This is a genomic window from Flavobacterium rhizosphaerae, assembly GCF_046000445.1.
GTDB lineage: Bacteria > Bacteroidota > Bacteroidia > Flavobacteriales > Flavobacteriaceae > Flavobacterium > Flavobacterium rhizosphaerae.
The window spans coordinates 168,297-194,736 of record NZ_JBELPZ010000004.1 but is presented as its reverse complement, the minus strand read 5'-3'; the positions used below and the strand labels follow the sequence as shown (position 1 = coordinate 194,736).

The following is a 26,440-nucleotide window of genomic DNA, read 5'->3' as shown; positions in this document are numbered from 1 at the left end:
TACTATTTGTACATTAATGATAATCTTATATGATTATAAACTTTGTGAGGAAAATCTAACCTTATCCAATGATCACCTTTTTCATATTGCTTCCTTAGACCCTCAACTAGATTTGATATTTCGGATAATTCTATGATCGCTATAAACTTTATTAAACTCTCCCAATTATCATCAGCCCACAATTCTTCATTGCTGTTGGATTCCCAAATATTCCATTTACTTAATATTTTTCCAACGTTGTATATTGCCAATTCTCTTTTAGCTAATTGATACTGGACTCCTAATATAATACTTACAAATTCACTTGAAATGCTGTTAGCTTTAGACCATAGAAAGTCATCATTTCTATTCGTTTTTGGAAAGAGATATTCTATATATTCATTTATAAGTTTAGCAACTTTGTCATAATCAGTTGGCTGCAAAATCTTACTCGCAGAATACTTGATTGAAAATAATACCGACTTTATTTGTAAAGGATCTTCAGACACCAAAGCTCCTATTTCGCCAAAAATTAATTGATTGTAGAAATCAAGATTAGAAGTGAAATAAATTAAATCTAAAATACAGTATAAATTTAAGTCTTTAACTTTTAAATCGGCATCTATACTTATACTTATCTGTGGATAATGCTTTTTAAAAATGGGTACGTCTTGGACTAAATCCTGAACAATATCATCCCAAAAAAGTATCATCACTGGAAATTTATTTTGACTTGTTCTTTCCTGAGATAGAACTCTTACTTCCTTCTGTAGCAATGAATCTGTGCGATCTGTACAAGCAAAATAATACATCTTTAGCTTTGGAAGGAAAGATTCAGCTTTAATTATTTCGGTTTTTATAAGACTTATATTTAATTTGTCTTTGTAATTTTTGCATTGTACTCCTACTAAATCAAACAGATGATTTGAACCTAAAATGTCTACACCATTTTGAGTTTGTCCTTGCCTACCATTTCTTTGAAGATCGGGGTTTTGCCATCGAATTTTACACGCATCTAAAGTCATTTCTTCAAATTCTTCCCATGACTTAGGTGGAAGTATGTTCATAGAACTTAGCGTAGGCATATAGTATATGAGAATTATAACAAAATTACTTTTTATCTAACAACTTCTCCAAATAAACAACTTTGTCTTTCTCCGCTTGCAATAGCCTTTCATAAAGCTCAACAATTTTTTCAACGGTGTTAAACGTTGGCTGATAGTTCAATGAACTTGCAATCAAAGTTGATGTGTCGCTACTCGTATTATGGTAAGTATTAGATATAATATTAAAAACAGCTTCTTCTGAAAACTGTTTTATACCTTCAGCAGTAACCCCTAATGCTTTGGCTATTTCTTCCAATTTAGCATCCTCAACTGTTTCACTATTCTCAATATTAGAAACTGCCTGTTGGCTAATGCCTAAAGCAGCAGCAAGTGTTTCCTGCTTCATATCACGCAATTCACGGATGCGGCTAATCTTTCTTCCTATATGGTTTTTTGTTGCTGTGCTCATAACTCAAAGGTATTGAAAATCCTGTAAGGTTTTTATTAGTTGGTAAAATACAAGCAGTTACTGGTAAACTACAACCTGCTGTGGTTCGGTACTTTACCATAACTTCTTTACTTGCTGTGTATTAGCAAAAATAAAATTTTTTAATGATGTACCACAGTAAAAGTAAGATAAAATGGACTATTCAATTAAAATTCCGCAAAGCTATTCCGACACAAAGCGTTTGGAAGAGGCTGTGAGAAGCGTAGTAGGCTTTTTACATGCAGACGCAGTATATGTCTCCCTGATTGGAGAAAATGAACAAGGCAAAATCTTTATTTGTACGATTCTTTCCGATGGATATTATCAGGAATTGGAGGAATTCCAGAACAGCAAAGTCGTGGAATCACACCCTGATTTTATTTTTAAATTCTTCAGTGCCGACTGGGCAAAGCATGCTTTTGAAAAAGGGCTGCCTCTGTTCATTGAACATTGCTACGTGGGTAAGCTGGTTTACGCGCAGCCTGAAGTCAAGGTATTCTATCCATCTCAAATAAACACCAAGCTCTTTGTAAAAAGAATTGAGTTCCGTTTCAGGGAAATGATGTGGGCTACCGATGCCTGCCTGAAAAACTACAAAGACCTTAACCGTTCGGAAAGGACTTTAGAGGCCACCTTTTGCCTGCACCAGGCTTTACGTTATTTACTGATGTCTGTTTCAGAACTGTACGGCGATTCATTTATAGGGAGTAACAGCCTTTACGAGCAATATCAATGGGTTATTAATTTCGCCCCGCAACTAAAGGAAATCCTAGATTATAATACGGAAGAAGGACTGAAAATTATAGAAACACTTGATGCGGCTTACTATTCAGTTTATTTTAAAGAATTAGGAATGGTAGAAAAACAAAATGTTGACAAAGCATTTGAAACGGTAGAAACACTTAGCTCATTTTTCGGAAAACAATTAAAGCAGAAACTTAAAAATTATGCTTCTCACCTTTCCAGTACGGTAGCAACACCCTTTATAGGATTGCGAATATTACAGGATAAATTGAGCGGTAATTATAAGATAGAGGCAGCACTATTACAAATCAGCGATATCATCTACGGTTATATCCATACCCGTTCCGCTTTCTGTTTTGGCTATCGCCTTTACGATAGCCCGAAACGAGCTGAAAAGTATTACAGAGATCCAAGCTTTCATTTTTATATCGTGGTGTTTTCGTTGGAACATAAAGATAATGCCGCCTCAGCTATTGAAGCCAAAGTACGTGACCTTCTCAATGGTAAATACAAAGTGACGATCCTGCTACACCGGAAGCAGTCGCTAAGAAAGAAAAGGGATAATGACAGATGGTTCCTAAATAAACTTATTAGTAACGGGCTTCAAATTGGCAGCAGCCTTGAAATTGAAGAAAGGACTATTACAAGGGACGTTCAGGAATCTGTTTGTTACTGGTATGACAGGCAGCTTGCCGCAGACTCTTTCCTTGCTTCTGCCGCGATCCTGTCACAGGATGATGAGGCATTAGTGAAAAATTCCCTGCTGCATCAGGTTGCGGTAAACTTATCATTAGGGCTTATTGAGTTATACCTGAGTTACCGCCCTAACCGCATCAATATCGGGCATTTGCTTTCGCTTTTAGAATACGTCTTTGAAAAAGACTTTGCAGATGATTTTAAAAGAAAAGAAGATAGTTCGCTATATGTGTTATTAGCGGCTAATCCGGATATGGCGCGATACAAAGATGTAAAGCAATACAGCATAAGTGACAGCAACAGGTTGGAAACTTTATGTAGAGGATTTTACGAGTCTGCTTTAAAATTGGCAAATGAACAGATTGAAAAACTAAAAAACAATAAAGATGGAAACAGATAAATTAAAAGCGCTTTCAGACCTGGCGCAAACATTAGAGAAGGCAACCCAGTTCAATATGTTGAAGCCCTACAATGACCGAGAGGATATGTATACAGCCAAACTGTTCTTTAGCAGCTACAGCAATCTTAATCTAGCCGTTATGGACATCATTCAAGTATGTATGACTGCCTTGTATGTCATGGAAGAAAGCGGCAATGACAGGAAAATGGCTTCGGCACTTACGATTGCCGACGTCCTTAAAATTGCTCTTGATCTAATGCCGATGGAAGAATTTCAGATATTGGATAAATGCCATCAACTGCATTTAAAGCTTAAAGAAAATGAGCCTGAAGATACGGATAATTTAAATTCAAGATAGTAACGCTTTAAGTAGGTAATCCAAGCTTCTCTTTAAGTTGAAAATCATATAGTGCATATTCATCATTTAAGCTAATCTCCCCTTTAAGCAGTGCTTCATCTTTTCTAAATTCCCAATATGAGTTATAGAAGCCGTTCTTAAGCCATAAGAGAATCTTTTGAGTATTGTTTTCAAAAGTATGATCCACCTTTTCAACATAGAAATGCTTGGAGTTAACCTTGGCATTCACAAATGGCAATTCTACCTTTTCACCAACCCGGGGCAGATGCTTTATATCATTGACAACAAACTGTCCGTAAATCTTATAGTTATTCAGATAGAAAGTAATCTCTGTTTTGCCAAAGTCAAGCCTGAGATTTGCTTCAGGGTTAAATATTTTATCATACATTTCAAGTAGAAACTTCCGCAATGATGCTGTCTTTAATCCGGTTCCTACTTCGACTTCTTTTAGTGTGGGGTAAGCCAGTTCATAGTCGTTGTAATAATCTTTTGCGGTAAGGAAGGCGACTATAGCCTCGTATTCTGATTCAGGAAACAATGTCTTTAACTGGCATTGAATAGCAAGCAGGTCTACCAATATATGCTTTGGTGATGGTGTATGTTCTATCATGTTTTTTTTCTTAAAAATACTAAAATCTAATACATTGAAAGTAGAAGCGTTTTATGGGTAAATTTTGACTATGATAAATCCGAACCTGTATCGTAATTTTATTTGCTACGTGTTGCTGAAAGGCAACATTCTTAGAAAATGTCGAATTACAAATGAAGGTGAATTATGAGCGAGCATGTAACTAAAGACGATTTAAGGCAGTATAGCCTTATGATTATTGACGAGATTCGTAAATTAAAACCCGAGATTAAAAAAGATGACCAAGTAGAATGGCTTAAAAGCCGCGCTGCCAAAAAAATGCTGACGATGTCGGCAGGTTCTTTACAAAACTTGAGGGTGACCGGGCAGGTACGCTTTAAAAAGGTTTTAGGCTCCTACTACTACAACAGGGCAGATTTAGAAAAATTATTTACGGAAAACTGATGGATTATGAAAACAAAGTCCATTCATAACCATCTTTCCAAATTGGAAAATGATGCCAGGCTCAACGTCTGGCATTTTGCGCTCCTAACAGCTATCTTAACTTTAGCTGCAAGACAAAAACAATCCAAAACCATTAATGTGAGTAGGAGAAAACTAATGGCACTTTCACATATCAAAACACTTCCTTCTTACCATAAGTATTTAAAAGAACTTCAAGAATTAGGGATTATTAAATACACTCCATCATATCATCCTGGGTACAAAAGTGAAGTGGAAATCATGATACCTTAATTCAACCGGCTTTCCGTAGTACTAAACAATCATATTATTAGGAACGTACATCATTTGCAAACCAAATCAAATTATGAGCATGCTTTGTGTGCGCTACCGTTCATGAACATACTCTTTTGCACTACTATCATAATGTGAATAATGAATTTCTCGATTAGGCTAATTGAATATATTTATTCGAAGTCAGATTTTTAAGTTCTTAGAATGTGGTAATTTGTGCATTTAGTCGTGAATGAAATAACGTTATACATACTTAATTACGTAAATTTACATCATTCAAAATCAGGTAATTATACCTATATCCAATTACCGAAAACTTTTTATATTTGAGATTAAAAATACCTATTCTTGGGTATTTTTTAACCGATAATGGAATTATAACTTTCAAACTCAAGTTTAACATCAAACAAACCTACTATGGCAGATTGGTCACCTAACAACAGGGCCTGCACAACTTTGTGGTCTACACTTTATTACATGCAGCAGCTATTTACAAATTTTGATGATAGCGGAGAATTACCCATGAGCGAACTAACGTTTTACAATACATTAGGAAGTGCTGAATTCAGGAAACAACAAGCAACAATTATTGCGGATCAATTGGACTACGTTTTCAGGATTGGCCGTGGGGCCAAATATGAAAACGCCATTGACAGGACAAAAGCGATAGCCAGCATCTTAAAAGTCCTTACTGATAGTAAGAAGATGGTAAAGGATCTGGCTAAAGCCGTGGATGATGCGTACAAATTCTGGGGAGAATCAACTTTGTCAAATCAATAATCCAGAACCATGAAAAAACACTACCTAGTTCTTCTTCTTTTCTTCTTTATCTCTTTTTCCGGCTATGCCCAAATTTCCGATAAGCAAATAAATGACTTGGTCACCGTATTAAGAGCAGCAAATAAAAGTGAAGATGAAATTAAGAATGCCGTTGACGGCATTATAAAAAATCCTGAACTCTATAACACTTTGTGGCAAAACTTTATCAAGCAGAGCTACATCAGTGAGGACAGCAAATTTAAGTTCCTGAACGATTTAAATATTACTTTCAAGACTTTTCAATCTAAGGATAGCACTACTACCTCATTAGGTTTTAGCTATGACTTCAACTTTGATTATGCCAAGTTCATCGAGAAGGATCGTCACAGAATCTCACACACTTTTGGGCTCTCGGCAAAAGGGAACGTTGCAATAAATAGAGATGCCAACCCAAACAACTTTTTAGAAACAAAAGTTAATTACAGCTATGCCCATTTTAGTGGCGGCGTGGCCAAGCAAAACGATTCCGTAATTTTCACAAAACTAAATGAAATAGATTTCAAGCTTGTGAAAATTAAGGATATGAAGAGCAAGGAAGCCATTGCATTATGGGAAGAATTCGGGCAAAACCTAAAATTATCCAACCAGTACTATTACGCTTTCTCACCAAAATTTGCTTTCGAATCGAATCAGGATTTTACCAAGACACAATTTACGCCGGGTTTAATAGTCGATCTTGGTGCCAAGGCATGGAATACTGAAGATCCATTGTCAAAGTTCAATATATTTGACTACCCATTTGCTTTATTAAGATGGATAACAGGAACTGATGAAACTATAACGGCATATGGTTCAACCCTTCCAACAGTACAGTTTGGATGTGATTACGTAATTCCAGATAAGGATACGGTAAGGGACAATTTGGTTGGAGACCTTGACCCTTTTCCAAGATTCAAGTTTGAGACAAGCTTCAGGACTTTTATTTCCAGAATTAATAAGGAAAATATTTTTTTTAACGCAAATTACCGACTGTATCAAGAAATCGATGCGCCAAGGCAAATCAAAGACGCTAATCTCAGTACCATAAATTATTTTGTCATGGCACTGCAGTCTACTTCCGGTTTCTATGTGAGTTATGCCACGGGAAGGCTTCCCTTTGATGCAAAAGATGACCAGGTATATTCCTTGGGCTTCAATTACAAATTTTAAGTAGAACTGATAAATTTAAAGCCTCTTTGTTGTCCGCGACAGGGATAGCAGCGGCATCCTTTCACGGAAAGATATAGCGCAGAGTCCGGGTGTCGCCATGAAAATTACATGGTTTAGCGTTTACAGAAATAGTTACTGAAATTCTAGCCCATATCGTTTAAGTGTATAATTATCGAAATCTTATTTAAGAATGGAATTTCATGATCTGATTTTTATAGGAGAGGTTGTGTTGCAGTCAAAAATTGCACACAGAGCTTCCGAACGGTTAGAAGAAACCAGCAACACTTTTGACCGTATTGAAGTCTGGTGTTCCATCCAGTCTATACTCGTAGCTGCAGGAAATGTTTCCAAGATCCTTTGGCCAAGCCATAAATATAAAATTCGAGGTGAAAGGTTACGACAATTACTCAAAGTAGAGGAAAACAATCTTCTCTCTAGCCGCAAGTTCCGCAATCATTTTGAACATTACGATGAGAGAATTGAAGAATGGTTTCAAAGTCGCTCAGGAGGTGTGTATGTTGATTTGGCAATGAATCCCTCCATGTCTGGATTGGGGAATAGCCACCGTGGTTATAATTCACTCAACAATACTTTGGTTTTTCGAGGTGAATCGTTTGACTTGGCCGAGGTCTTAAAGGCGCTTGAAGAAATATATGAAAATTGTAAGCCACACGTTTTGACTGAAATCCCTTAGATAACTGCCATTAGCGACCATACGTTATTGGCTGCCAACAATAAAAACCGACCAAAATCCATGAAGAAACTCTATATTATAGGAAATGGCTTTGACATCCATCACGGACTAAAAACCAGCTATTATGCGTTTGCAGAGTACCTCAAAGAAAAAGATCGAGATTTGTATGATTTATTAGAGAAATTCATATCACTGCCTGAAGATGAGGATGATTTATGGGCAAAATTTGAAGAGAATTTGGCATATTTAGATGCTAGTGAAATATTATCAGATAATGCCGATTATTTACCTAACATCTCAAGCGAAGATTTCAGAGACCGCGATTGGCATACATTTGAAAGCGTTGTAACAGATATAAAAGACCTTCTAACAGATGGATTATTAAATCAATTTAGAAATTTTATCCTAAAGGTAAAAATTCCCGTCGACATACTAGAGTCGAAAGTGCAATTAGAAAACGACGCGTTATATCTAAATTTCAACTATACTGAAACCCTAGAATCCGTTTATGGAATTCCAAAGGATTCAATCAATTACATTCACCATTGTGCGAATTCAGATTGCGAATATATAATTCTAGGTCATGGAATTGACCCTAAAGAATTTGAAGAAGTTTTACCTGAGCCACCTGAAGATTTAGATCCAGAATATTTGCAGGATTGGTATGAGGAACATCAAAGTTATGATTATCCATACGACTCGGGAAAAGATTCTTTGATGAAGTTTTTTACGGATATGCATAAACCAACTGAAAAAATAATTGCAGATAATGAAAATTTCTTTTCGAAACTAACGGATGTCGAAACAATATTTGTCTTTGGGCATTCGATGTCGCCAGTAGATTTGCCTTACTTTGAAAAAATATTCGACTCTACCAAAAAGGACACAAAATGGATAGTATCTTATTATAGCAATGAAAGTATTGAAGGCTACAAGAAAGTACTCAACAAAATTGGTGTTGAAGAAAGCAATTATGAACTTATTAAACTTTCTTCAATTCAAGTAAATAATAACCAATTAGAGATTGATTTTCACTCCGGTAACCAATAAGAATCCGAAGACTAATCTTTTCAAAGGAATGATCCAGGTACTAATTTAACCGACTTTTCCATTTATTGCAATCTTTTATGGTGTGGGTATTTCGCTCACTGTTTAAGAATTGCAAACATACGTTTGAATCTGGATGAATCGATGTTTAATAAAAAATTGTCGCCGAAGTATGGCGACAATTATAAATAATCATATTCAAACACTTGATGCTTTTAGTAAAGCTGTATCAATATATCCGCAGATATATTTAGTTTCTCTTTTAAAGCCCGAATCATTGAAAGGCTAAGTTTTCTTTTACCGGACAGGATTTCAGATTTGCGAGAACGTGCGCCTAAAATTTCGGAAAGTTCGGCATCTGAAATATTCATCTGCTCCATCCTGTATTTTATAGCTTCTAAAGGCGTAGGCTCTGGGACTAGATAATGTTCATCTTCATATTTTTTAACCAACATCGAAAGGATTTCCAATTCGTCTGATTCCTCAGTATCCGGTTGCAAATCAAGTTGCATCAATTCGTAGATACGCGAAAGGGTATCTTCATGTTGTGCATCATTTTTTATCAGTCTTAACATAGCTAATCTCTTTTGCATTAATCTTATCGTATTCTTTGTGTGTCCCTATCCAGACTATGAATACTATCTTCAAACGGTATTCAATATCTACGATCAGCCGGTAGGTATTGCCATGTATATTAAAAACAACTCGTTTGTTTGTCAGTATTGACGCATTGCCAAATTGGTTCTTTAGTTCGTTTGGGTTATTCCAATCAGCAGCCTCCACATCCTTATACCAATATTGCAGCGGCCTTTCAGAATCCAGATATTGCTCCCAGAATTCTTTTAATGTTTTTACAGCAATAATCCTCATTGCAAATATATTAAAATGTTACCAATTTGGTTACATTGTTGTTTATAAATTTTAAGTTCCCGTTTTTTGTAATTGTCTCATCAGTGATGAGACAATTTAGAATATTGATTAAGTGTAGTTTACAATTGTTGCCGCAGTGCGGCAACAATTGTAGAAAACCTTATTTACATATCCTAAGTACACTTTTGATTTCAGGCTTAGCCTCGCTGGTAATCTCTAGCTGTTTTCTAAGCGAGTTAATTTCTTGCTGCATCTTTAAAACATTAGCAGCCATCGGGTCATCGGGGAGTTCTGTTTTTTGGTTTAGCCTCATCTGCAACTGTTTCATTTCCCTTCCAACGGATTGCTGCTCCGTTATGGCATATTCCTCAGTCTGTTTTACCGACTGGTGTCCCAAGAGTTCTTTCACTACATGGATAGGAACATCATTATTGAGCGTTACGGTGCTTCCAAAGGTACGCCTGGCCTTGTGGGTGTTTAATGTGCTTTCGATACCGCACAGTTCAGCTATTTCCTTAAGGTAGGCATTCATCTTTTGGTTGGAGGTTACCGGCAATACAGAATTACGCTCCAGGCAAAGCTTATGGTCTTTGTAACGTTCCATAATCGCTTTCGCTTTCGGCAATAGTGGAATGTTGATGTTGCTTCCGGTTTTCTGTCTTTCTGTAATAATCCACATCTCTCCGTCAATGCCAATCTTAATATCGGACTTCTTCAGGTTAAAAGCATCAATATAAGCCAGTCCGGTGTAGCACTGGAAAACAAAAATGTCCCTGATCTGTGCCAGGCGAGGTGTGGAAAACAAATGATTTTCAATTAGTGCCAATTCATAACTACTTAATGGTTTCTTAGGCACTTTTACTTTTTTAGCCTTAAACCGTTTAAAGGGATCATTAGAGATAATTTCTTTATCAATAGCTCTCAATACAATCTTTTTAAAGTTGGTGATGTACTTCACTGCTGTATTATTACTGATATTCTTTACAGTCTTCAGATAAAATTCATAGTCTTTAATGAATTCAAAGTTCAGTTCCCTAAAATCCATATCCTGCACGTCGTATTTAAAACGGACAAATTCCTTCAGGTGTCTTTTGGATATTTCAAACCGTGTATGGGTACCAATGGCATATTCGCCTCTTTTCACCAAAGCGAGAAGCTCATCATTATGCAACTGAAACTCTTCCACAATCATCGCTTTGTCAGTTGACTTGCCTAATACAAAATCCATCAGCTTCTGGCTTGTAATAGGCCTGCCGTGATTAATCAGGTCATTAATGTACTGGTGGATTTTTGTCTGTAGGGTATCTAAAAAGAAATTCGTGGTACGGGCATCTTCCCGGTTTCCTGTGGCACGCTCTTTACCCTGATCCCATCGAGTGGCATCCCACTTTCTCCTGGTGGAGGTTTCTTTGGGGATTCCATCAACGGTAATCCTCAGGTAAATCATTTTCTCATTGGTCTCTTTTCGCGGGGTCTTCAGAAAGAAGGTCATCCCAAAACTTGCTGCTAGCATAATTCAACATTTTTAAGTTAATAAAATTAGAATTATAGCGTCCTTAAAACAAGATGTTAAGCAGGCTTATCAGTTGATAATCAAAATCTTAATTTACATTCTGTGGCACATTTGCTCACCCCTTCAATGTGCCACAAAAGCGCCATAAAAGGCCATGTATTTTTCCAAAATTTCGACTGTACAGGGATAAAATAAAAAAAAACCTGCAACTCTTAAAGTGCAGGTTTTCTGTGATTTAGCTTACTTTATAAAAAATAAAGTTAGATTTTAGTGGGCGATGAGGGATTCGAACCCCCGACCCCCTCGGTGTAAACGAGGTGCTCTGAACCAACTGAGCTAATCGCCCTTATTGTTTTGCTATACCACTGTAACCAGTTCCGTATAGAAAGTGCAAAAATACATTTAGTATTTGTATCCACAAGCTTTTTTATAAATATTTTTAAGGGTGAACTATATCTTTTAATTCTGCCTTATTGGTAAAATTTATTATGTGAATTATAATATCCTCATTATTAGCATTACGTCCTTCTATTACATATAATTTTCCACCACCTTTCTGGGGTTTATTACTTAATGAAAAATCAACGTCTCCATAAGTAAGTGTATTGGTTATATCATCCATAGTAACCCAGTCCTGGTTCAATTTCACCTGGGCAGAGTCGCTCACTACCATTTTTTTATTTCTTATATCTTTCAAAACCCTGCAATTGGGCAAATAACAAAATTCGGTTTGCTTATTGTTAAAAATAAAATATAAAAATAGACTGCCTATAAACAATCCTAAAAGGTAATATGCTAGCCGTTGATAAAATTTCATAGTAATAATTTAGTCTGTTTTTCTACGTTTACGTTCTGTACTTATAAGGGTAAGCTCCCTGCTGGTTTGCCCTGCTACAGAAGTGTTTTCCTCTGCCCTGCGTATCAGGTAAGGCATTACATCTCTTACTGGGCCAAACGGCAGGTATTTAGCAACATTATATCCGTGCTTGGCAAGGTTAAAACTAATATGGTCACTCATTCCAAATAATTGGCCAAACCATATCCTGCTATCATTATTTGCAATACCATTTTCCTTCATTAATCTCATAAGAGTATAGTTACTTTCTTCATTATGAGTTCCTGCAAAAATACTCATTCTATCAAGATTCTGTAACATATAGGAAATTGCTGAATCATAATTTGCATCAGTGGCCTGCTTGTTCTCACATATTGGGGAGGGATAACCCATTTCCGTAGCGCGTTTATTCTCTTTTTCCATATAAGCGCCGCGTACAACCTTCATTCCTATATAAAACCCTTGCTCTAAAGCTTTTTGATGAAGCTTTTTTAAATAGTCAAGCCTATCCCATCTATACATTTGTAGTGTATTAAAAATTATAGCCTTTTCCTTATTATACTTCATCATCATTGTTTCAACAATTTCATCAGCAGCATGTTGCATCCAGCTTTCTTCAGCATCAATGAGCAATACAACATTATCGTTATAAGCTTCTTTACATACTTTATCAAAACGATGTACAATATGATCCCATTCTGCCGTTTCAGCTTCGTTAAAAGGTTTTCCTTCGCCTTTCTTAACAAAAAGATCAAAATGACCAAATCCCGAAGGTTTAAAAACAGCACAAGGTATAGCGGTATGCTCTTTAGAGAAATCTATAGTGTTAAGGGTTGTTTTAAGTGCTTTATTAAACTCTTCTTCTTCTTCTTTTGCTTCAACAGAGTAGTCTAATATAGATGAAACCCCTTTAGTATACATTTTATGCACTACCGGCAAGCAATCTTCTTCTGTTGTACCTCCACAAAAGTGGTCAAAAACAGTAGCCCGTATAAGGCCTTCAACAGGCAGGTGCGCCTTTAAAGCAAAGTTAGTTACAGCTGTCCCTATTTTTACCAAAGGCTCAGATGCTATCATTTTAAATAAAAAGTAAGCCCTATCCAGTTCCGTATCGCTCTTTAAGGCAAAGGCATCTTCAGTATTGTCGAAGATTTTTTCCATTATTTCCAAAATTTGTGCAAATATAATTACTGCTCCATAATAAATTACTTTATTTTGCCCTTTAGTAAAATTATATTTCATGCATTCCATACAAACAAACGGGCACAATATTTTTTTTGGGGAACATTGCTATACTTTCCTGAAACAACATTTATCGCAAACACCTTACTCTAAGATATTTGTATTGACCGATTCTAATACGTCGCAATATTGCCTACCACAATTCCTGGCAAATCTGGCTACGGATATTCCTTTTGAAATTATAGAAATTGAGCCGGGAGAAGAGCATAAAAACATTCTTACATGTACTGAATTATGGCAGGCGCTCACCGATTTAGGCGCCGACCGAAAAAGCCTTTTGGTTAACCTTGGCGGTGGTGTAATTACCGATATGGGAGGGTTTGTAGCCGCTACATTTAAAAGAGGTATAGCATTTATAAATATCCCCACTACCCTATTGGCAATGGTTGATGCATCTGTTGGAGGCAAAACAGGTATTGACCTCGGTGTGCTAAAAAACCAGGTAGGTATCATTATTAATCCGGTTGCTGTGCTGATTGACAAGGAATACCTTAATACATTACCTGCTAACCAAATGCGTTCCGGACTCGCAGAGATGCTTAAACATGGCCTTATTGCCGATACTGAATACTGGTGGAAACTAAATAACCTTAATGATCTTACAACAGAAGATCTTGAAGACCTTATTTATACTTCTGTTACAATTAAAAACAATATAGTATTACAAGACCCCACCGAAAAAGGCATACGTAAAACCCTCAATTTTGGGCACACTATAGGCCACGCTGTGGAATCATATTGCCTTGCAAATATTAATAAAGAAACACTTTTGCACGGTGAAGCTATTGCAGTGGGTATGGTTACAGAGGCGTATTTATCTAAGGAACTTAGTTTACTATCCGAAAATGAGTATAAAGAAATTAAAAAAGCCTTTACAGGTTTTTATCCCCGTGTAGCTTTTACTAATGAAGATATAAATGAGATTATTTTATTACTTTCTCACGACAAAAAAAATGATGCGGGAAAGGTACAATTTGTTTTACTTAACGGAATAGGAAAAACAATTGTTGATAAACAGTTATCAAATAGTTTGATATTCAATGCCTTTCAGGATTATCAAAACTAACATTTTTTTAAGGTTTTTGTTTTTAAATACGCTGCATTATTTTTTACATTTGCTGTGATGAAAGTAGTTTTTAACACGTTTTTCGCCGTATACCGCATACTATATCCAATTCTTGTACATACAGGAAAAACTGTTGTACATTTTAAAAAAAGTGTAATAGCCAATATCCTGTTGAGCAATGGTATGGGCCGTGAAAAACTTTCAATTATTTATGCCAACATAAGGGTTTGATAATTAGTTATTTATTTGCTTTTTATAACTTAATTCCTCACCCCTAATAACTTAACATGAATACAAGATATTTTGACCTTATAGACCAGACTTTTTATTTCCCACAAGAAGAATTCACCCTTAATAAAGACCACCTGCTTTGGCACAATATAGACCTGATGAAGCTGGTAGAACAATACGGCACACCACTTAAATTTACCTATCTGCCACAGATTTCTAACAATATTCGCAGAGCAAAAGACTGGTTTAGGGCTGCGCGTGAAAAGTATAATTATGAAGGCGAATATTATTACTGTTATTGCACTAAAAGCTCACATTTTGAATATGTAATGAACGAGGCTTTTAAAAATAATATCCATATTGAAACTTCGTCTGCTTTTGATATAAACATAGTTGAAAAACTGCTTGAAAGCGGAAAAATAAATAACAAGACCTTTGTAGTGTGTAATGGCTTTAAGCGCGACCAATATATTACAAATATTGCCCGCCTTATAAACAACGGACATGACAATACTATACCTGTAATTGATAATTATGAAGAGTTTGACCTGTTGCAGGATGAAATAAAAGGCAAATTTAAAGTAGGTATACGTATTGCCGCCGAAGAAGAGCCCAAATTTGAATTTTATACTTCAAGGTTAGGTATTGGATACCGCAACATTGTCCCGTTTTACCGTAAACAGATTCATGACAATCCCAATGTGGAGCTTAAAATGCTACACTTTTTCATCAATACCGGTATTCGAGACACCCTATATTACTGGAATGAGCTATCAAAATGCTTAAAAGTATATATAAGCCTTAAAAAAGAATGTCCGTCATTAGACAGCCTTAATATTGGCGGAGGGTTTCCTATAAAAAACTCATTGCATTTTGAATATGATTACCAGTATATGGTGAGTGAGATTATAAACCAGATTAAAATTGCCTGTGATGAGGCGGATGTAGAGGTCCCGAATATTTTTACTGAATTTGGCTCATTCACTGTTGGCGAGAGTGCTGGTGCCATTTATGAGGTATTATATCAGAAACAACAAAACGATAGGGAAAAATGGAACATGATAGATTCTTCTTTCATTACTACCTTACCTGATACGTGGGCCATTAACAAACGTTTTATAATGATGGCCATTAACCGGTGGAATGACCAGTATGAGAGGGTACTTTTAGGTGGGCTAACCTGCGATAGTGACGATTATTATAACTCGGAGCAAAACCTTGGTGCCATATACCTACCAAAATATAACAAAGACAAGCCATTGTATATTGGGTTTTTTAATACCGGCGCTTACCAGGAATCAATTGGGGGTTATGGCGGGTTGCACCACTGCCTTATACCACAGCCAAAACATGTATTGATAGACCGTGACGAAAATGGCTTTTTAGCCACTGAAGTTTTCTCTGAAGAGCAGAATGCCGAAGATGTGCTTAATATTTTAGGGTACGGAAAAGGAAAAAAATAAAAACTTATATATATTTACACGCACAAACACATAACAGATGAGTAAAGGACCCATAAGCCAGTTTATCGAAAAATATTATCTGCATTTTAACTCTGCGGCACTTGTAGATGCTGCCAAAGCTTATGAAAAACAATTAGAGGATGGCGCAAAAATGATGGTTACCCTTGCCGGGGCCATGAGTACGGCAGAACTGGGCAAAATATTTGCCGAGATGATTCGCCAGGATAAAGTACAGATTATTTCGTGCACAGGCGCAAACCTTGAAGAAGACATTATGAACCTTGTGGCACACTCTCATTACGAAAGGGTCCCTAATTACCGTGACCTTACCCCACAGGAGGAATGGGATTTACTGGAAAGGGGCCTTAACCGTGTAACAGATACCTGTATACCCGAGCATGAGGCATTCCGCAGGCTACAAAAGCATATTCACAAAATATGGAAAGAAGCAGAAGAAAAAGGCGAGCGTTATTTTCCGCATGAATTTATGTATAAAATGCTGCTAAGTGGTGTTCTTGAAGAATATTATGAAATTGACCTGAAAGACAGCTGGATGTATGCCGCAGCTGAAAAAAACCTGCCTATTATAGTACCCGGATGGGAAGACAGTACTATGGGTAATATTTTTGCCTCTTATGTAATTAAGGGAGAGCTAAAAGCCAGCACCATGAAAAGTGGTATAGAATATATGACCTTCCTGGCAGACTGGTACACAAAAAACAGTGATAATGGCGTAGGCTTCTTTCAAATTGGCGGCGGCATTGCAGGTGATTTTCCTATTTGTGTGGTTCCAATGCTGTATCAGGATATGGAGATGCATGATGTGCCTTTCTGGAGCTATTTCTGCCAGATATCAGATTCTACAACAAGTTATGGATCTTATTCCGGCGCTGTGCCAAACGAAAAAATTACATGGGGAAAACTGGATATTAATACACCAAAATTTATTATTGAAAGCGATGCGACAATAGTTGCACCACTTATATTTGCTTACTTATTAGATTTATAATTAACTGTATGAAAAGAGTTATTGTTGACTACGCTAAATTAACTAACGAAATTTTAACCCTGCTGGTTGAAAAATTTCCTGATGGTTATGATGATTCTCACATTATTCGCTTTAAAAATGCTAAAAATGAAACCATTGAAGCCGTTGAAGTGAGAACTGAAGACACCATTTATCTTGTAAAAGTGAGCACCAAACTTGCTGACAGAATTGAGAATTTTGAAGATGACGATATGGTTGATGAACCAGCAGATGATCTTGATGCATTAAAAGATCTTGAAATTGCCGATGAAGAACCAGACGATGATAATGAGTAGCGGCAAATAAAGTATTTGCTATTATAACTTAAAGAACCTTTAAAAAGGTTCTTTTTTTGTTTTAAACGCTTTAATTTTACTAAAAAACATCTATGAGCAACATAAAAATAATTGTATTTACGGCAATATGCACCATTGTTTTTGGCGCTTGCAAAAATAGCAAAGAGCAAAATAATAGTGTACCTCAGGATAAGCAACCTGCAAAAACGGTATTAGGCAACACAAAACAATGTTATTTAAATGTAACTGAGGCAGCAGCAGGACATAATAATGAATCTATACGAGACAGTATAATTTTTGAGATAGAGCATTATGGCGACAGCGTAAAAGGCATTTTTAACTGGAAACCGTATGAAAAAGATAAAAAATTAAGCTCATTTAAAGGCGTACTGAAGGATACTATAGGCACCGCTATTGCAAATTCTAAAGCCGAGGGAATGGAATATAAAGAAGAATTAGATTTTATATTAAAAGACTCTACCGTTACAATATTTTATGGTGAAAAAGTAGAAAAAAGTAATGGCATCTGGAGCTATAAAGATAAAAACAACACATCTGTTCAGGTATTAAAAAGAGTAGACTGCTTTTAAACAAAAACTAAAGGTAGCGATCGTTAAACACCTTAATATGATGGTTTTGATGGCCTATAATTAAAAAACCCAGAGCACGCACACTTATAACATATCCGGAAGCTGTTCCTCTCTTTAAAAAATCTTCAGGGGTAAATGATTTAAACAATGCAATATTACTGTGCCTAACCATAGAAAGTTCATTTAGCAGGCTTTGCAGATGCCGCTCGTTAGCATGGTTAGCAACTGCATAAGCATTTTCATCAAACCCCGGAAGCAGGGTTTTGTCATTACGGGAAAACCGGAGCGCCCTGTAAGCAAATATACGTTCAGCATCTATCACATGCTGAATAATTTCTTTAATGGTCCACTTGCCTTCAGTATATCGGTAATCATATTTATCCATGGGTATATCCTGCACAAACCGTATAAAATTGTGCAGGCTAACTTCCATTTCCTCTACCAGACTCCAGCTTTCATCTATAAGATTAAAATAATCTTTATGCCAGGGGGCATGCTCATCATGAGCTAAGTCACCTACCTTCATTTTTACGCAGAATTACGGCTTGCATTAATATTACCAAATAAAGACCGGGTAACTATTTTTTCATACACTTCAAGCAGTGTATCATCAGTACCATTATGTTTCATTTTCCTTATACGGTTTAAGGCGTACTGTTGTATTGTAAGCAAAGGCAATACAATATGCTCACGAACTTTAATAGATGCCCTGCCATCGGGGTAATTTTCCATCAGTTCTTCATAGCCTGATATTTTAAGCAGTAACTTTTGTGTAAGAAGAAATTCATCATAAATTATCTGCCAGAATTCTCCAAATTCATCATCTTCTTTCATATAGGCTGTAAGCGGAAAAAATGATTTTGTTAGCGACATCATACTATTTTCAATCAATGTCCTGAAAAACAATGAATCTTCATATAAATCTTTTACCTGTTGCCACTCCCCATTGTTTTCAAAGTGGTTCAATGCAGTACCAAGACCAAAAAATCCGGGTACATTTTGTTTTAACTGGCTCCAGGAACCTACAAACGGTATAGCCCGTAAGTCATTAAAATCAAGTTCGGCAGATTTGCTTCTTTTAGAGGGCCTGCTGCCTATATTAGCTTTGGAATAATAATTAAGTGTACTCATTTTTTCCAGATAAGGTAAAAATTTAGGATGCCCCTTAAAAGCCATATACTTTTCGTAACTAAGGCTGGCAAGTTTATCAAAAAGATTACGCTGCTCTAAACTAAACTGCTTTTTATCACGGTTAAATACACCATTGGTTATACCCGCACTTATAAGGTTTTCTAAATTAAAACGACAGGAATCCAGCGTACCAAAGTTAGAACTTATTGTTTGTCCCTGTATGGTAATTTGTATTTCGTTATTTTCAATAGTTGAACCCAGTGAAGCATAAAACTTATGCGTTTTACCACCACCACGGGCCGGCGGGCCACCACGTCCATCAAAAAACACTACTTTTACATCATGCTCACGCGCCACAAGTGTAAGGTTTTCTTTAGCTTTATAAATACCCCAGTTAGCCATAAGGTAGCCACCATCTTTAGTACCATCAGAAAAGCCAAGCATTATATGCTGCTTATTGCCACGGCTTTTTAAATGTGCTCCATATTTCTCATTTTCATACAGCAACGTCATTACATTGCCTGCATCTTCCAGGTCATCCACAGTTTCAAAAAGTGGCACAATATCCACTGAAGGATTTTTCCAGCCCAACAAACCAAACAATGTTAATAATTCAAGCACATTAAGTGCGCTCTCATTATTACTGATAATATACCTATTAGACCCCAGTTCACCATTTTGCTGCTGTATTTTCTTAATAACTAAAATACTCTCTAACGTCTTACGGGTATTTTCATCTTCAAAATCCTCGGGAACTATATTACCTTTAATTGATGCCAATGCTTTTATTTTTTCATCATCAGTAAAACCTTTATAGCCTTTTATTTCAGGGTTATCGCCCTCTATAGATTTTATTACATCTTCAAAAACTTTGTCATGTATATGGCTGTTTTGCCTTATGTCTAATGAGGCAAAATGGAAACCAAACAGGTTAACTTTATTAATAAATCCATCCAACTCATCAGCATAAAGCGATTGGTGTTGCGTTACTAATAATTCACGTATTTCGCTAAGCGCTTTTTTAAGCTCATCCAGAGTGATAAAAATCTCACCTTTAGAATAATATACAGACCGATATAATTTATCCTCTATATCTTCAAGTTTATCATTAACCCCCTTAAAGGTTAGTTTTCTTTTAAGTTGGCGTATATCTTTATAATAACATTTTAATACTGATGTACGCAGCCTGTCGGCTACTTTAACGGTAGTTTCTGTAGTAACAAAAGGATTACCGTCACGATCGCCCCCTGGCCAAAAGCCCAATGCCACTACGGGATGTTTCAGCGCTCCGTCCTTATAGATAGCATCTTGCACATAAGATGAAATATCTCCCGCAGACTGGTAAAATACATTTTCAAGATACCAGATCAGGCTTACTGCTTCATCATAAGGTGTAGGCTTCTCTTTTTTTATAAAAGGAGTTTTGCCCAACTGTGCCAGTAATTTTTTTATATCTCCAAGATTATTATTTTTAATAGCTACGGTCAAATCGGTAATAATACCTAAAACTGACCCCGGATAAAACTGCGTTGGATGCGCCGTAAGCACAGGCCTTACCTGAAAATCAGATAAAAATTCCCTCAGTTCGGGCATTAGTCCGTTGTTTTCTGCTTTTTCCCTGCTATCCCTAATAGAACCACTACCTTCAAGATGGTGTAGTTTAGAGAATGCCGCATCTTCAATAGCGTCAAAAAGCACTATTTGCCTTTCTACGTATTGTATAAAACGAAACATGAGGTCTATTTTTTCCTGCTCATCAGCTTCCTGTAGATACTTTTCAGCAAAACCGTTAAATATCTGTTCGGGGTTTTTGCCCTGCCTGTACCCTTCTTCACATATTTCTGAAAACAAAGGCAACAAGACACCTGTATTATCTATTTCCCTGAAAGGCAGGGTCATAAAAATACTATTGAAAAGCTGGTACTTTAACTGCACCTCTTCATTAAAGCGTTCTATTCTGGTTGTGGGATACATATTATTTTTTTGTTGAAATTAATAAAAAAACCCTCAGCCTGAAAGCCTGAGGGTATTAATGTTTTTATAAAAAATCTTACAAATCTTTAAATATGGTATGCATAAGCCTTTTTTTATCGTTAAGGCTTTCTTCAAGCGATATCATGGTTTCTGTTCTGTACACACCTTCTATATCATCTATAAGAAAGATCACCTCTTTGGCATGTTTTGTATCACGAGCCCTTATTTTACAGAATATATTAAATTTTCCTGTGGTAACATGTGCAACTGTAACATAAGGAATTTCGTTAATACGCTCTAACACAAATTTGGTTTGAGATGTATTATGCAGAAAAACACCTACATAAGCTATAAATGAATAACCAAGTTTTTCATAATCAAGTGTAAGAGATGAACCTTGTATAATACCTGCATCTTCCATTTTCTTAACCCTTACGTGTACGGTTCCCGCAGAAATAAGTAGTTTTTTTGCTATATCGGTAAACGGCACCCGTGTGTTGTCTATCAGCATATCTAAAATCTGATGATCAACTTCATCTAAACGAAATTTACTCATAATGTGTTCTTTAAGGTTATAATATATAATCAGGTGAAAAGCCAGTTACATTATAAGGAATGTTACTATACCTCTTTGCCGTTAATAAATTTTCTTTCTTGTCCAATAAAAAAATCCGCATTTTCTCCAGCCACAGGATATTTTTTACCATCTGCACTCAAAAATTCTTCGCCATTTCCATCATATTCCTGATGTGCATAAAATCCTTCCAAATTGCCTATTTCGCTAATTATAGACTGAAAAATTACAGATTTGTCAAACAACATTTCCTTATATTGTGATGCAAAATTCGTAATTATTTCTTTATTTTCATAATTTATTTTAATTTTTTTATATATCATATCATAAAAAACCACCTTATTTTGAGGAATATCAAAATAATCTGTGTTTTTATTTTCAACTAAAACGTTTTCGTTAATTGAGTAAAATCCTGAAAATAATGCAAAAAATATAAATTTACGTGTAATGTCTCGTTCATAATCTCCGGCGTAATGCCCTGCCTCCAAAAGAATTGTTGGTACGTTTAACGACTGGAACATATCACCAATACAGTTAATATTAAACGAATCATCAAAACGCCCTACCTGGCCCGGAATATAATTTTGTAAAGTTTTATTCATTGCCACAATAAGATTTATTGCATTTTGCCTTACACTGTTAACACTTCTCTCCTCATTATACGCAGGTGCTAAAAAAGATACAGTTGCCGGCTTACCGGTATCCCCTGCACCAAATATAGTACGCTGATCATGCATATTAAAACAGAAATCAGGTTTAAAAAATTCAAATTCTTTGCGCAATATGCGGCTTTCTGGTTGCGAAAGCGCTACAGAATCTCTATTAAGATCAATTTTATTTGCATTTGCCCGTGTATACAGCTCAGCGCCATCCGGGTTGAGGATAGGGAGTATATAAAAGGTAAAATACTCTCGCCATTTTTTCGCAATACCGTTGTCACTTATAAAGAAGTTTAAAAAATCAAAAATGGCCTTAGTGGTGGTTGATTCGTTTCCATGCATTTGAGACCACATAAATATCTTACAATCTCCGTCTCCTGCTTTGATACTATACACTGGTTTATTAAGTACAGAATACCCAGCAACTTTTATCTCACAACAAACTTTGAGTTTATCTAATAAAGGCTCAATATCAGTATTGGTAATATATCTTCCTTCAAGCACCTGCTGTTTATGGGTATCATATAAAGTGTTTAAATCTGTAATCATTTTGATATAAATATATTTGTTACAAAAGTAAACATCTTAAATATTACAAATGTAAACTGTAGTAATTTTTCTTTTTGTTACACTTGTAATCTTTGTTATTACTTTTTTACCCTGAATAATAAATACATCTATATGTAATATATTAAATATATAAAAATCAGTAAATTAAATCTATTCAAATAAACAATTACTTTGTATAATAGCTTCTATTATTAATATATGTTTGTTTAGTAAATAAATATGATTTACATTTGTAATCGTTTCAATTATTTTAAATTGGTTTACAATGGTAAACACTGATTCTTTCATAAAAAAACTCGAAGAAATACTGGATTTTTATAGTTTATCGGCTTCTGCATTTGCAGATAAACTTAATGTGCAGCGTTCCGGTTTATCACATCTGTTATCAGGGCGTAACAATCCAAGCCTTGATTTTGTATTAAAAATTGTAGAGAATTTTCCTGAGGTAGACTTATATTGGCTCCTATTAGGTAAGGGAAGTTTTCCTAAGAGCGATTTGGAAAACACGCCCCCCCCTGCTAATAATAACAGTACTATAAGTAATAGCAAACAGGATTTGTTTAGTGAACCAGTACTTCTGGAAAATAATGATGATGCCGTAATAAACACTCCTCAAAATATATCTTCTGATAAAATATCTCAGACAGATCAAAATTTTGAAATAGAGCGTATTGTTATTTTTTATAAAAATGGTACCTTTAAAAATTATTTACCCTAAATAAAAAACCCCGGCTTGTACTTTATAAAAAGTCAAACACCGGGGCCATTAACCAATAAAACAAACACAAATTATTTTAAAACGTAACGTCTATTACTTATTTCGTTTTATAATATAAATTTACTCTGTTTATTTGTTAACAAAGCCCAACAAATAGTTAAACTGTTCTTAATATTAAATATACAGGCTTTATATGCTGAAAAAAATTTTAAGCTACCTGGTACCTATAAATATTTACAAAAAAAAATCATTAACCAGCCACAGGCTGGAAGTAACATTAAATTATGGCAAACTTGTATTAGACTCTAAAAATACCAATTACTCTTACGGCAGCCTGCAACGCATACTGCGCAAAGGCCTTACTTATATAGGATTTGAAAGGATACGCAGATTTAATGAAGTATTGGTACTTGGTGTAGCAGGTGGTAGCGTTATAAAAACACTAACCGAGGAAATTAAATTTAAGGGAGCTATAACCGGGGTAGAAATAGACCCTGAAATTATTTCTCTGGCCAACACATATTTTGGCCTTGATAAGGTAAAAAACCTTACTATAGTGATTGATGATGCCTTTGATTTTGTGCTTAAAACCCATATAAAATATGACCTTATTATTATAGATGTTTTTAAGGATGCAGAAATGCCCGGTTTTTTATTTGAAGATTTTTTTGTAAACCGTATAAATAGCCTGCTTAATATAAATGGTTTTATACTTTTTAATACAATGACATTAAATGACGAGCATAAAAAACGTAATATAAAATATCGCTCTTATTTTGATGCCTCGTATTCGGTTAGGATGTACCCGAAAGTGGAAGACCATAATGAATTGTTTACTATTAAAAAATTACGGTGATTTATGAATAGTGATGCGCTGAAGTTTCAATTAGACAATAATGGTTTCGCAATAACCAAACCTATATATAGTAATGATGAAATTGAGTCTGTTTAAAAATAATACAGCAAGCTGATGCTACAACACCATCATTTAGAAAATCAGAAAATCTTTTTGCAATCAGAACTTTTTTTATTGAAATACCACAAGCATTACCTATACTATTTAATGAGAGTTTTAAAAACCTGATAAGCACCATTTTTGGTAATAATTTTTTTATTATTAAATCAATTTATTTTGATAAACCCGGAAAATCAAACTGGTTTGTATCTTATCATCAGGACTTGAGTATTTCAGTAACAAATAAAAATAAAATTAGCGGCTTTGGCCCCTGGACAGTAAAACAAGGTTATTATGGAGTGCAGCCACCTGTTAGCATTCTTGAGAATATATATACTGTGCGAATACATCTTGATGACACTGATATAAATAACGGAGCTTTAAAAATATTACCTAAATCCCACCTCAAGGGAGTTAAAAGGCTGGAAAATAAAATCAATATTGATAATGAAGTAGTATGCGAAGTATCAAAAGGCGGCATAATGCTAATGAAACCCTTGCTTATGCACAGCTCTTCTAAAACAACAAACGATAAAAACCGCAGGGTTATCCATATCGAATTTTCGGCAGACTCTCTGCCCAAACCGTTGGAATGGGCAGAAAAAATACCGCTGCCCTGCCCTATTTAATATATACCGTTTTTACGTTTACAAATTCTTTAATACCATTTTCAGCAAGCTCACGCCCAAAGCCGGAATGCTTTACACCGCCAAAAGGCAAGGCAGGGTCTGATTTAACCATGGCATTAATAAATACTGCCCCTTCTTCAAACAAGTGTATTTTTTGCTTAATATCATTAATATTACCCGTAAAAACTGAAACACCAAGCCCAAAACCGGTTGCATTGCTTAGTTGTATTGCCTCATCAAACGTATTAAAAGACAATACCGGCACGGCCGGGCCAAATACTTCTTCTTTAAAAACAGGCATATCTTTAGTAACCCCTGTAAGTACGGTTGGCTCATAAAACGCTTCATTTCTTTTACCTCCAATAACTATTTTAGCTCCCATTGCTACTGATTTGTTAACCTGTTTCTCCACATCTTCAGCAAGGTCTTTTCTCGCCAATGGGCCAATATCAGTATCTTCATTCATTGGGTTGCCACTTTTAAGTTCTTTTACGGCGCTTGTGAATTTCTCTATAAACTCATTATATATATTATTGTGTACCAAAAAACGTTTTGCAGCAATACAACTTTGCCCTGTATTTTGCATCCTAGCTTTTACCGCAATAGGAATAGTGTCATTCAGGTCGGCATCTTCACATACAATAAGTGCATTACTGCCACCAAGCTCCAATACCGCCTTTTTAATTTTCTTTGCCGCAGCAGATGCTACTGACGCACCAGCTTTTTCGCTACCCGTAAGAGAAACTGCTTTTATTAACGGATTATTGATTACAGCTTCTACCTGGCTGCCGGATATAAGCAAATTTTGGTATATACCTTCGGGAAAACCTGCATCAATAAAAAGCTCTTCAAGCATTTTACCACACCCAGCCACATTAGAGGCATGCTTAACTACAACAGTGTTACCTGCAATTATTGCCGGTATTGCAAAACGAAACACCTGCCAGTACGGAAAATTCCATGGCATAACCCCCAAAATAACTCCAAGAGGCTCATGGGTAACGTAGCTTTCACTGCCATCTGTAGTTATTTTATAGCTTTTTAGAAATGTTCCTGCATTATCTAAATAAAAATCACACAACAAACCGCATTTTTCAACTTCTGCAATACTTTGCTTTATGGGTTTTCCCATCTCATTAGTGCAGTACTCCGCCAAGGATTTTTTGTTTTTTTTTAAGCTAAATTTTAAATTTTTAATAAAATTTAACCTCTCATCTACAGAGTTTAACCTCCATTTAAAGAATGAATTATGAGCAATTGCTATCTTTGCCTCAGCTTGTTGATCAGTAAAATATTGGTGTTCAGCTAAAAAAGCTGAATTAAAAGGATTGATTATTGAAAACATTTTTTACTT

30 protein-coding genes and 1 tRNA gene are annotated in these 26,440 nt (G+C 35.6%); 17 read left to right on the top strand and 14 right to left on the bottom strand.

Annotated features, from left to right (window positions below):
- Positions 1-2: 2 nt before the first annotated feature.
- Both ABS766_RS06500 and ABS766_RS06495 read right to left on the bottom strand, forming a co-directional pair.
- Positions 3-1,046 (bottom strand): hypothetical protein, encoded by a 1,044-nt coding sequence (locus ABS766_RS06500; protein ID WP_408084313.1) that lies wholly within the window; start codon positions 1,044-1,046, stop codon positions 3-5.
- A 43-nt stretch (positions 1,047-1,089) separates the two neighbouring features.
- A complete protein-coding gene (locus tag ABS766_RS06495) occupies positions 1,090-1,494 on the bottom strand; it encodes a helix-turn-helix domain-containing protein (protein WP_408084312.1) in 405 nt (134 codons plus the stop codon).
- Between the two features lie 172 nt (positions 1,495-1,666).
- Here ABS766_RS06495 and ABS766_RS06490 point away from each other — a divergent pair, with 172 nt between their 5' ends.
- Both ABS766_RS06490 and ABS766_RS06485 read left to right on the top strand, forming a co-directional pair.
- Positions 1,667-3,352, top strand: a complete 1,686-nt coding sequence (locus tag ABS766_RS06490; RefSeq protein ID WP_408084311.1) for a hypothetical protein — start codon at positions 1,667-1,669, stop codon at positions 3,350-3,352.
- Positions 3,339-3,710: a hypothetical protein gene (locus ABS766_RS06485; protein WP_408084310.1), complete on the top strand. Its 372-nt coding sequence runs from the start codon at positions 3,339-3,341 to the stop codon at positions 3,708-3,710. The genes ABS766_RS06490 and ABS766_RS06485 overlap by 14 nt, the downstream gene beginning before the upstream one ends.
- A 7-nt stretch (positions 3,711-3,717) precedes the next feature.
- Here the strand turns inward: ABS766_RS06485 and ABS766_RS06480 are convergent, their stop codons facing one another.
- Positions 3,718-4,320, bottom strand: coding sequence for a hypothetical protein (locus ABS766_RS06480; protein WP_408084309.1), 603 nt, complete (start codon positions 4,318-4,320; stop codon positions 3,718-3,720).
- A gap of 165 nt (positions 4,321-4,485) precedes the next feature.
- Here ABS766_RS06480 and ABS766_RS06475 point away from each other — a divergent pair, with 165 nt between their 5' ends.
- The 6 genes from ABS766_RS06475 (at position 4,486) to ABS766_RS06450 (ending at position 8,746) form a co-directional block, all read left to right on the top strand.
- Positions 4,486-4,743: a DNA-binding protein gene (locus ABS766_RS06475; protein ID WP_408084308.1), complete on the top strand. Its 258-nt coding sequence runs from the start codon at positions 4,486-4,488 to the stop codon at positions 4,741-4,743.
- A gap of 6 nt (positions 4,744-4,749) precedes the next feature.
- Positions 4,750-5,034 (top strand): hypothetical protein, encoded by a 285-nt coding sequence (locus ABS766_RS06470; RefSeq protein ID WP_408084306.1) that lies wholly within the window; start codon positions 4,750-4,752, stop codon positions 5,032-5,034.
- Between the two features lie 417 nt (positions 5,035-5,451).
- The gene (locus ABS766_RS06465) at positions 5,452-5,814 is read left to right on the top strand and encodes a hypothetical protein (protein ID WP_408084305.1); all 363 of its coding nucleotides are present in this window, start codon (positions 5,452-5,454) and stop codon (positions 5,812-5,814) included.
- Between the two features lie 9 nt (positions 5,815-5,823).
- Positions 5,824-7,002: a hypothetical protein gene (locus ABS766_RS06460; protein WP_408084304.1), complete on the top strand. Its 1,179-nt coding sequence runs from the start codon at positions 5,824-5,826 to the stop codon at positions 7,000-7,002.
- A gap of 190 nt (positions 7,003-7,192) precedes the next feature.
- Positions 7,193-7,696: a hypothetical protein gene (locus ABS766_RS06455; protein WP_408084303.1), complete on the top strand. Its 504-nt coding sequence runs from the start codon at positions 7,193-7,195 to the stop codon at positions 7,694-7,696.
- Between the two features lie 60 nt (positions 7,697-7,756).
- Positions 7,757-8,746 carry a bacteriophage abortive infection AbiH family protein gene (locus ABS766_RS06450; RefSeq protein ID WP_408084302.1) on the top strand — a complete coding sequence of 330 codons (990 nt, stop codon included), beginning with the start codon at positions 7,757-7,759 and terminating at the stop codon, positions 8,744-8,746.
- A 212-nt stretch (positions 8,747-8,958) separates the two neighbouring features.
- Here ABS766_RS06450 and ABS766_RS06445 read toward each other — a convergent pair whose 3' ends face one another.
- The 6 genes from ABS766_RS06445 to ABS766_RS06420 all read right to left on the bottom strand — a co-directional run bounded on the left by ABS766_RS06445 (position 8,959) and on the right by ABS766_RS06420 (position 13,122).
- Positions 8,959-9,318, bottom strand: coding sequence for a helix-turn-helix domain-containing protein (locus ABS766_RS06445; RefSeq protein WP_408084301.1), 360 nt, complete (start codon positions 9,316-9,318; stop codon positions 8,959-8,961).
- Entirely contained in the window at positions 9,296-9,613 is a 318-nt protein-coding gene (locus ABS766_RS06440; protein ID WP_408084300.1) for a type II toxin-antitoxin system HigB family toxin, read from the bottom strand. The genes ABS766_RS06445 and ABS766_RS06440 overlap by 23 nt, the downstream gene beginning before the upstream one ends.
- 160 nt (positions 9,614-9,773) lie before the next feature.
- Positions 9,774-11,126 (bottom strand): site-specific integrase, encoded by a 1,353-nt coding sequence (locus tag ABS766_RS06435; RefSeq protein ID WP_408084299.1) that lies wholly within the window; start codon positions 11,124-11,126, stop codon positions 9,774-9,776.
- A gap of 271 nt (positions 11,127-11,397) precedes the next feature.
- A tRNA-Val gene (locus ABS766_RS06430) sits at positions 11,398-11,472 on the bottom strand.
- 93 nt (positions 11,473-11,565) lie between these two features.
- Positions 11,566-11,823: a hypothetical protein gene (locus ABS766_RS06425; RefSeq protein ID WP_408084298.1), complete on the bottom strand. Its 258-nt coding sequence runs from the start codon at positions 11,821-11,823 to the stop codon at positions 11,566-11,568.
- A gap of 129 nt (positions 11,824-11,952) precedes the next feature.
- A complete protein-coding gene (locus ABS766_RS06420; RefSeq protein ID WP_408084297.1) occupies positions 11,953-13,122 on the bottom strand; it encodes a proline dehydrogenase family protein in 1,170 nt (389 codons plus the stop codon).
- Between the two features lie 79 nt (positions 13,123-13,201).
- Between ABS766_RS06420 and aroB the strand changes: the two genes are divergently transcribed.
- The 6 genes from aroB to ABS766_RS06390 all read left to right on the top strand — a co-directional run bounded on the left by aroB (position 13,202) and on the right by ABS766_RS06390 (position 17,876).
- Positions 13,202-14,269 carry a 3-dehydroquinate synthase gene (gene aroB, locus ABS766_RS06415; RefSeq protein WP_408084296.1) on the top strand — a complete coding sequence of 356 codons (1,068 nt, stop codon included), beginning with the start codon at positions 13,202-13,204 and terminating at the stop codon, positions 14,267-14,269.
- A 57-nt stretch (positions 14,270-14,326) separates the two neighbouring features.
- A complete protein-coding gene (locus ABS766_RS06410; RefSeq protein WP_408084295.1) occupies positions 14,327-14,500 on the top strand; it encodes a hypothetical protein in 174 nt (57 codons plus the stop codon).
- 56 nt (positions 14,501-14,556) lie between these two features.
- Positions 14,557-15,963, top strand: coding sequence for a type III PLP-dependent enzyme domain-containing protein (locus tag ABS766_RS06405; protein WP_408084294.1), 1,407 nt, complete (start codon positions 14,557-14,559; stop codon positions 15,961-15,963).
- Positions 15,964-16,000: 37 nt separating this feature from the next.
- On the top strand, positions 16,001-16,972 hold the full coding sequence (locus tag ABS766_RS06400) for a deoxyhypusine synthase family protein (protein WP_408084293.1): 972 nt from the start codon (positions 16,001-16,003) through the stop codon (positions 16,970-16,972).
- Between the two features lie 8 nt (positions 16,973-16,980).
- A complete protein-coding gene (locus ABS766_RS06395; RefSeq protein WP_408084292.1) occupies positions 16,981-17,286 on the top strand; it encodes a hypothetical protein in 306 nt (101 codons plus the stop codon).
- A gap of 92 nt (positions 17,287-17,378) precedes the next feature.
- Positions 17,379-17,876, top strand: a complete 498-nt coding sequence (locus ABS766_RS06390; protein WP_408084291.1) for a hypothetical protein — start codon at positions 17,379-17,381, stop codon at positions 17,874-17,876.
- A 7-nt stretch (positions 17,877-17,883) separates the two neighbouring features.
- Here the strand turns inward: ABS766_RS06390 and ABS766_RS06385 are convergent, their stop codons facing one another.
- From ABS766_RS06385 to ABS766_RS06370, 4 genes are all read right to left on the bottom strand, one after another.
- Positions 17,884-18,402: a DinB family protein gene (locus ABS766_RS06385; protein ID WP_408084290.1), complete on the bottom strand. Its 519-nt coding sequence runs from the start codon at positions 18,400-18,402 to the stop codon at positions 17,884-17,886.
- Between the two features lie 2 nt (positions 18,403-18,404).
- Entirely contained in the window at positions 18,405-20,981 is a 2,577-nt protein-coding gene (locus ABS766_RS06380) for a phosphoenolpyruvate carboxylase (RefSeq protein WP_408084289.1), read from the bottom strand.
- 76 nt (positions 20,982-21,057) lie between these two features.
- Complete coding sequence (locus ABS766_RS06375) at positions 21,058-21,537, bottom strand: Lrp/AsnC family transcriptional regulator (protein ID WP_408084288.1); 480 nt, start codon at positions 21,535-21,537, stop codon at positions 21,058-21,060.
- Positions 21,538-21,602: 65 nt separating this feature from the next.
- Positions 21,603-22,763 carry a M14 family metallopeptidase gene (locus ABS766_RS06370; protein WP_408084287.1) on the bottom strand — a complete coding sequence of 387 codons (1,161 nt, stop codon included), beginning with the start codon at positions 22,761-22,763 and terminating at the stop codon, positions 21,603-21,605.
- A 286-nt stretch (positions 22,764-23,049) separates the two neighbouring features.
- On the opposite strand from ABS766_RS06370, the gene ABS766_RS06365 reads away from it, so the two are divergent.
- From ABS766_RS06365 to ABS766_RS06355, 3 genes are all read left to right on the top strand, one after another.
- On the top strand, positions 23,050-23,502 hold the full coding sequence (locus tag ABS766_RS06365; RefSeq protein WP_408084286.1) for a helix-turn-helix domain-containing protein: 453 nt from the start codon (positions 23,050-23,052) through the stop codon (positions 23,500-23,502).
- A gap of 193 nt (positions 23,503-23,695) precedes the next feature.
- Entirely contained in the window at positions 23,696-24,358 is a 663-nt protein-coding gene (locus tag ABS766_RS06360; RefSeq protein WP_408084285.1) for a spermidine synthase, read from the top strand.
- A gap of 98 nt (positions 24,359-24,456) precedes the next feature.
- On the top strand, positions 24,457-25,086 hold the full coding sequence (locus tag ABS766_RS06355) for a phytanoyl-CoA dioxygenase family protein (RefSeq protein WP_408084330.1): 630 nt from the start codon (positions 24,457-24,459) through the stop codon (positions 25,084-25,086).
- Here ABS766_RS06355 and ABS766_RS06350 read toward each other — a convergent pair.
- Positions 25,079-26,431, bottom strand: coding sequence for an NAD-dependent succinate-semialdehyde dehydrogenase (locus tag ABS766_RS06350; RefSeq protein ID WP_408084284.1), 1,353 nt, complete (start codon positions 26,429-26,431; stop codon positions 25,079-25,081). The two genes, ABS766_RS06355 and ABS766_RS06350, sit on opposite strands and share 8 nt — an antisense overlap.
- Between the last annotated feature and the right edge of the window lie 9 nt (positions 26,432-26,440).

Excerpts from the sequence above, each read along its gene's own strand:
- ABS766_RS06500 (WP_408084313.1), bottom strand. The coding sequence starts at position 1,046 with ATGAACATACTTCCACCTAAGTCATGGGAAGAATTTGAAGAAATGACT.
- ABS766_RS06495 (WP_408084312.1), bottom strand. The coding sequence starts at position 1,494 with ATGAGCACAGCAACAAAAAACCATATAGGAAGAAAGATTAGCCGCATC.
- ABS766_RS06490 (WP_408084311.1), top strand. The coding sequence starts at position 1,667 with ATGGACTATTCAATTAAAATTCCGCAAAGCTATTCCGACACAAAGCGT.
- ABS766_RS06485 (WP_408084310.1), top strand. The coding sequence starts at position 3,339 with ATGGAAACAGATAAATTAAAAGCGCTTTCAGACCTGGCGCAAACATTA.
- ABS766_RS06480 (WP_408084309.1), bottom strand. The coding sequence starts at position 4,320 with ATGATAGAACATACACCATCACCAAAGCATATATTGGTAGACCTGCTT.
- ABS766_RS06475 (WP_408084308.1), top strand. The coding sequence starts at position 4,486 with ATGAGCGAGCATGTAACTAAAGACGATTTAAGGCAGTATAGCCTTATG.
- ABS766_RS06470 (WP_408084306.1), top strand. The coding sequence starts at position 4,750 with ATGAAAACAAAGTCCATTCATAACCATCTTTCCAAATTGGAAAATGAT.
- ABS766_RS06465 (WP_408084305.1), top strand. The coding sequence starts at position 5,452 with ATGGCAGATTGGTCACCTAACAACAGGGCCTGCACAACTTTGTGGTCT.
- ABS766_RS06460 (WP_408084304.1), top strand. The coding sequence starts at position 5,824 with ATGAAAAAACACTACCTAGTTCTTCTTCTTTTCTTCTTTATCTCTTTT.
- ABS766_RS06455 (WP_408084303.1), top strand. The coding sequence starts at position 7,193 with ATGGAATTTCATGATCTGATTTTTATAGGAGAGGTTGTGTTGCAGTCA.
- ABS766_RS06450 (WP_408084302.1), top strand. The coding sequence starts at position 7,757 with ATGAAGAAACTCTATATTATAGGAAATGGCTTTGACATCCATCACGGA.
- ABS766_RS06445 (WP_408084301.1), bottom strand. The coding sequence starts at position 9,318 with ATGTTAAGACTGATAAAAAATGATGCACAACATGAAGATACCCTTTCG.
- ABS766_RS06440 (WP_408084300.1), bottom strand. The coding sequence starts at position 9,613 with ATGAGGATTATTGCTGTAAAAACATTAAAAGAATTCTGGGAGCAATAT.
- ABS766_RS06435 (WP_408084299.1), bottom strand. The coding sequence starts at position 11,126 with ATGCTAGCAGCAAGTTTTGGGATGACCTTCTTTCTGAAGACCCCGCGA.
- ABS766_RS06420 (WP_408084297.1), bottom strand. The coding sequence starts at position 13,122 with ATGGAAAAAATCTTCGACAATACTGAAGATGCCTTTGCCTTAAAGAGC.
- aroB (WP_408084296.1), top strand. The coding sequence starts at position 13,202 with ATGCATTCCATACAAACAAACGGGCACAATATTTTTTTTGGGGAACAT.
- ABS766_RS06410 (WP_408084295.1), top strand. The coding sequence starts at position 14,327 with ATGAAAGTAGTTTTTAACACGTTTTTCGCCGTATACCGCATACTATAT.
- ABS766_RS06405 (WP_408084294.1), top strand. The coding sequence starts at position 14,557 with ATGAATACAAGATATTTTGACCTTATAGACCAGACTTTTTATTTCCCA.
- ABS766_RS06400 (WP_408084293.1), top strand. The coding sequence starts at position 16,001 with ATGAGTAAAGGACCCATAAGCCAGTTTATCGAAAAATATTATCTGCAT.
- ABS766_RS06395 (WP_408084292.1), top strand. The coding sequence starts at position 16,981 with ATGAAAAGAGTTATTGTTGACTACGCTAAATTAACTAACGAAATTTTA.
- ABS766_RS06390 (WP_408084291.1), top strand. The coding sequence starts at position 17,379 with ATGAGCAACATAAAAATAATTGTATTTACGGCAATATGCACCATTGTT.
- ABS766_RS06385 (WP_408084290.1), bottom strand. The coding sequence starts at position 18,402 with ATGAAGGTAGGTGACTTAGCTCATGATGAGCATGCCCCCTGGCATAAA.
- ABS766_RS06380 (WP_408084289.1), bottom strand. The coding sequence starts at position 20,981 with ATGTATCCCACAACCAGAATAGAACGCTTTAATGAAGAGGTGCAGTTA.
- ABS766_RS06375 (WP_408084288.1), bottom strand. The coding sequence starts at position 21,537 with ATGAGTAAATTTCGTTTAGATGAAGTTGATCATCAGATTTTAGATATG.
- ABS766_RS06370 (WP_408084287.1), bottom strand. The coding sequence starts at position 22,763 with ATGATTACAGATTTAAACACTTTATATGATACCCATAAACAGCAGGTG.
- ABS766_RS06365 (WP_408084286.1), top strand. The coding sequence starts at position 23,050 with ATGGTAAACACTGATTCTTTCATAAAAAAACTCGAAGAAATACTGGAT.
- ABS766_RS06360 (WP_408084285.1), top strand. The coding sequence starts at position 23,696 with ATGCTGAAAAAAATTTTAAGCTACCTGGTACCTATAAATATTTACAAA.
- ABS766_RS06350 (WP_408084284.1), bottom strand. The coding sequence starts at position 26,431 with ATGTTTTCAATAATCAATCCTTTTAATTCAGCTTTTTTAGCTGAACAC.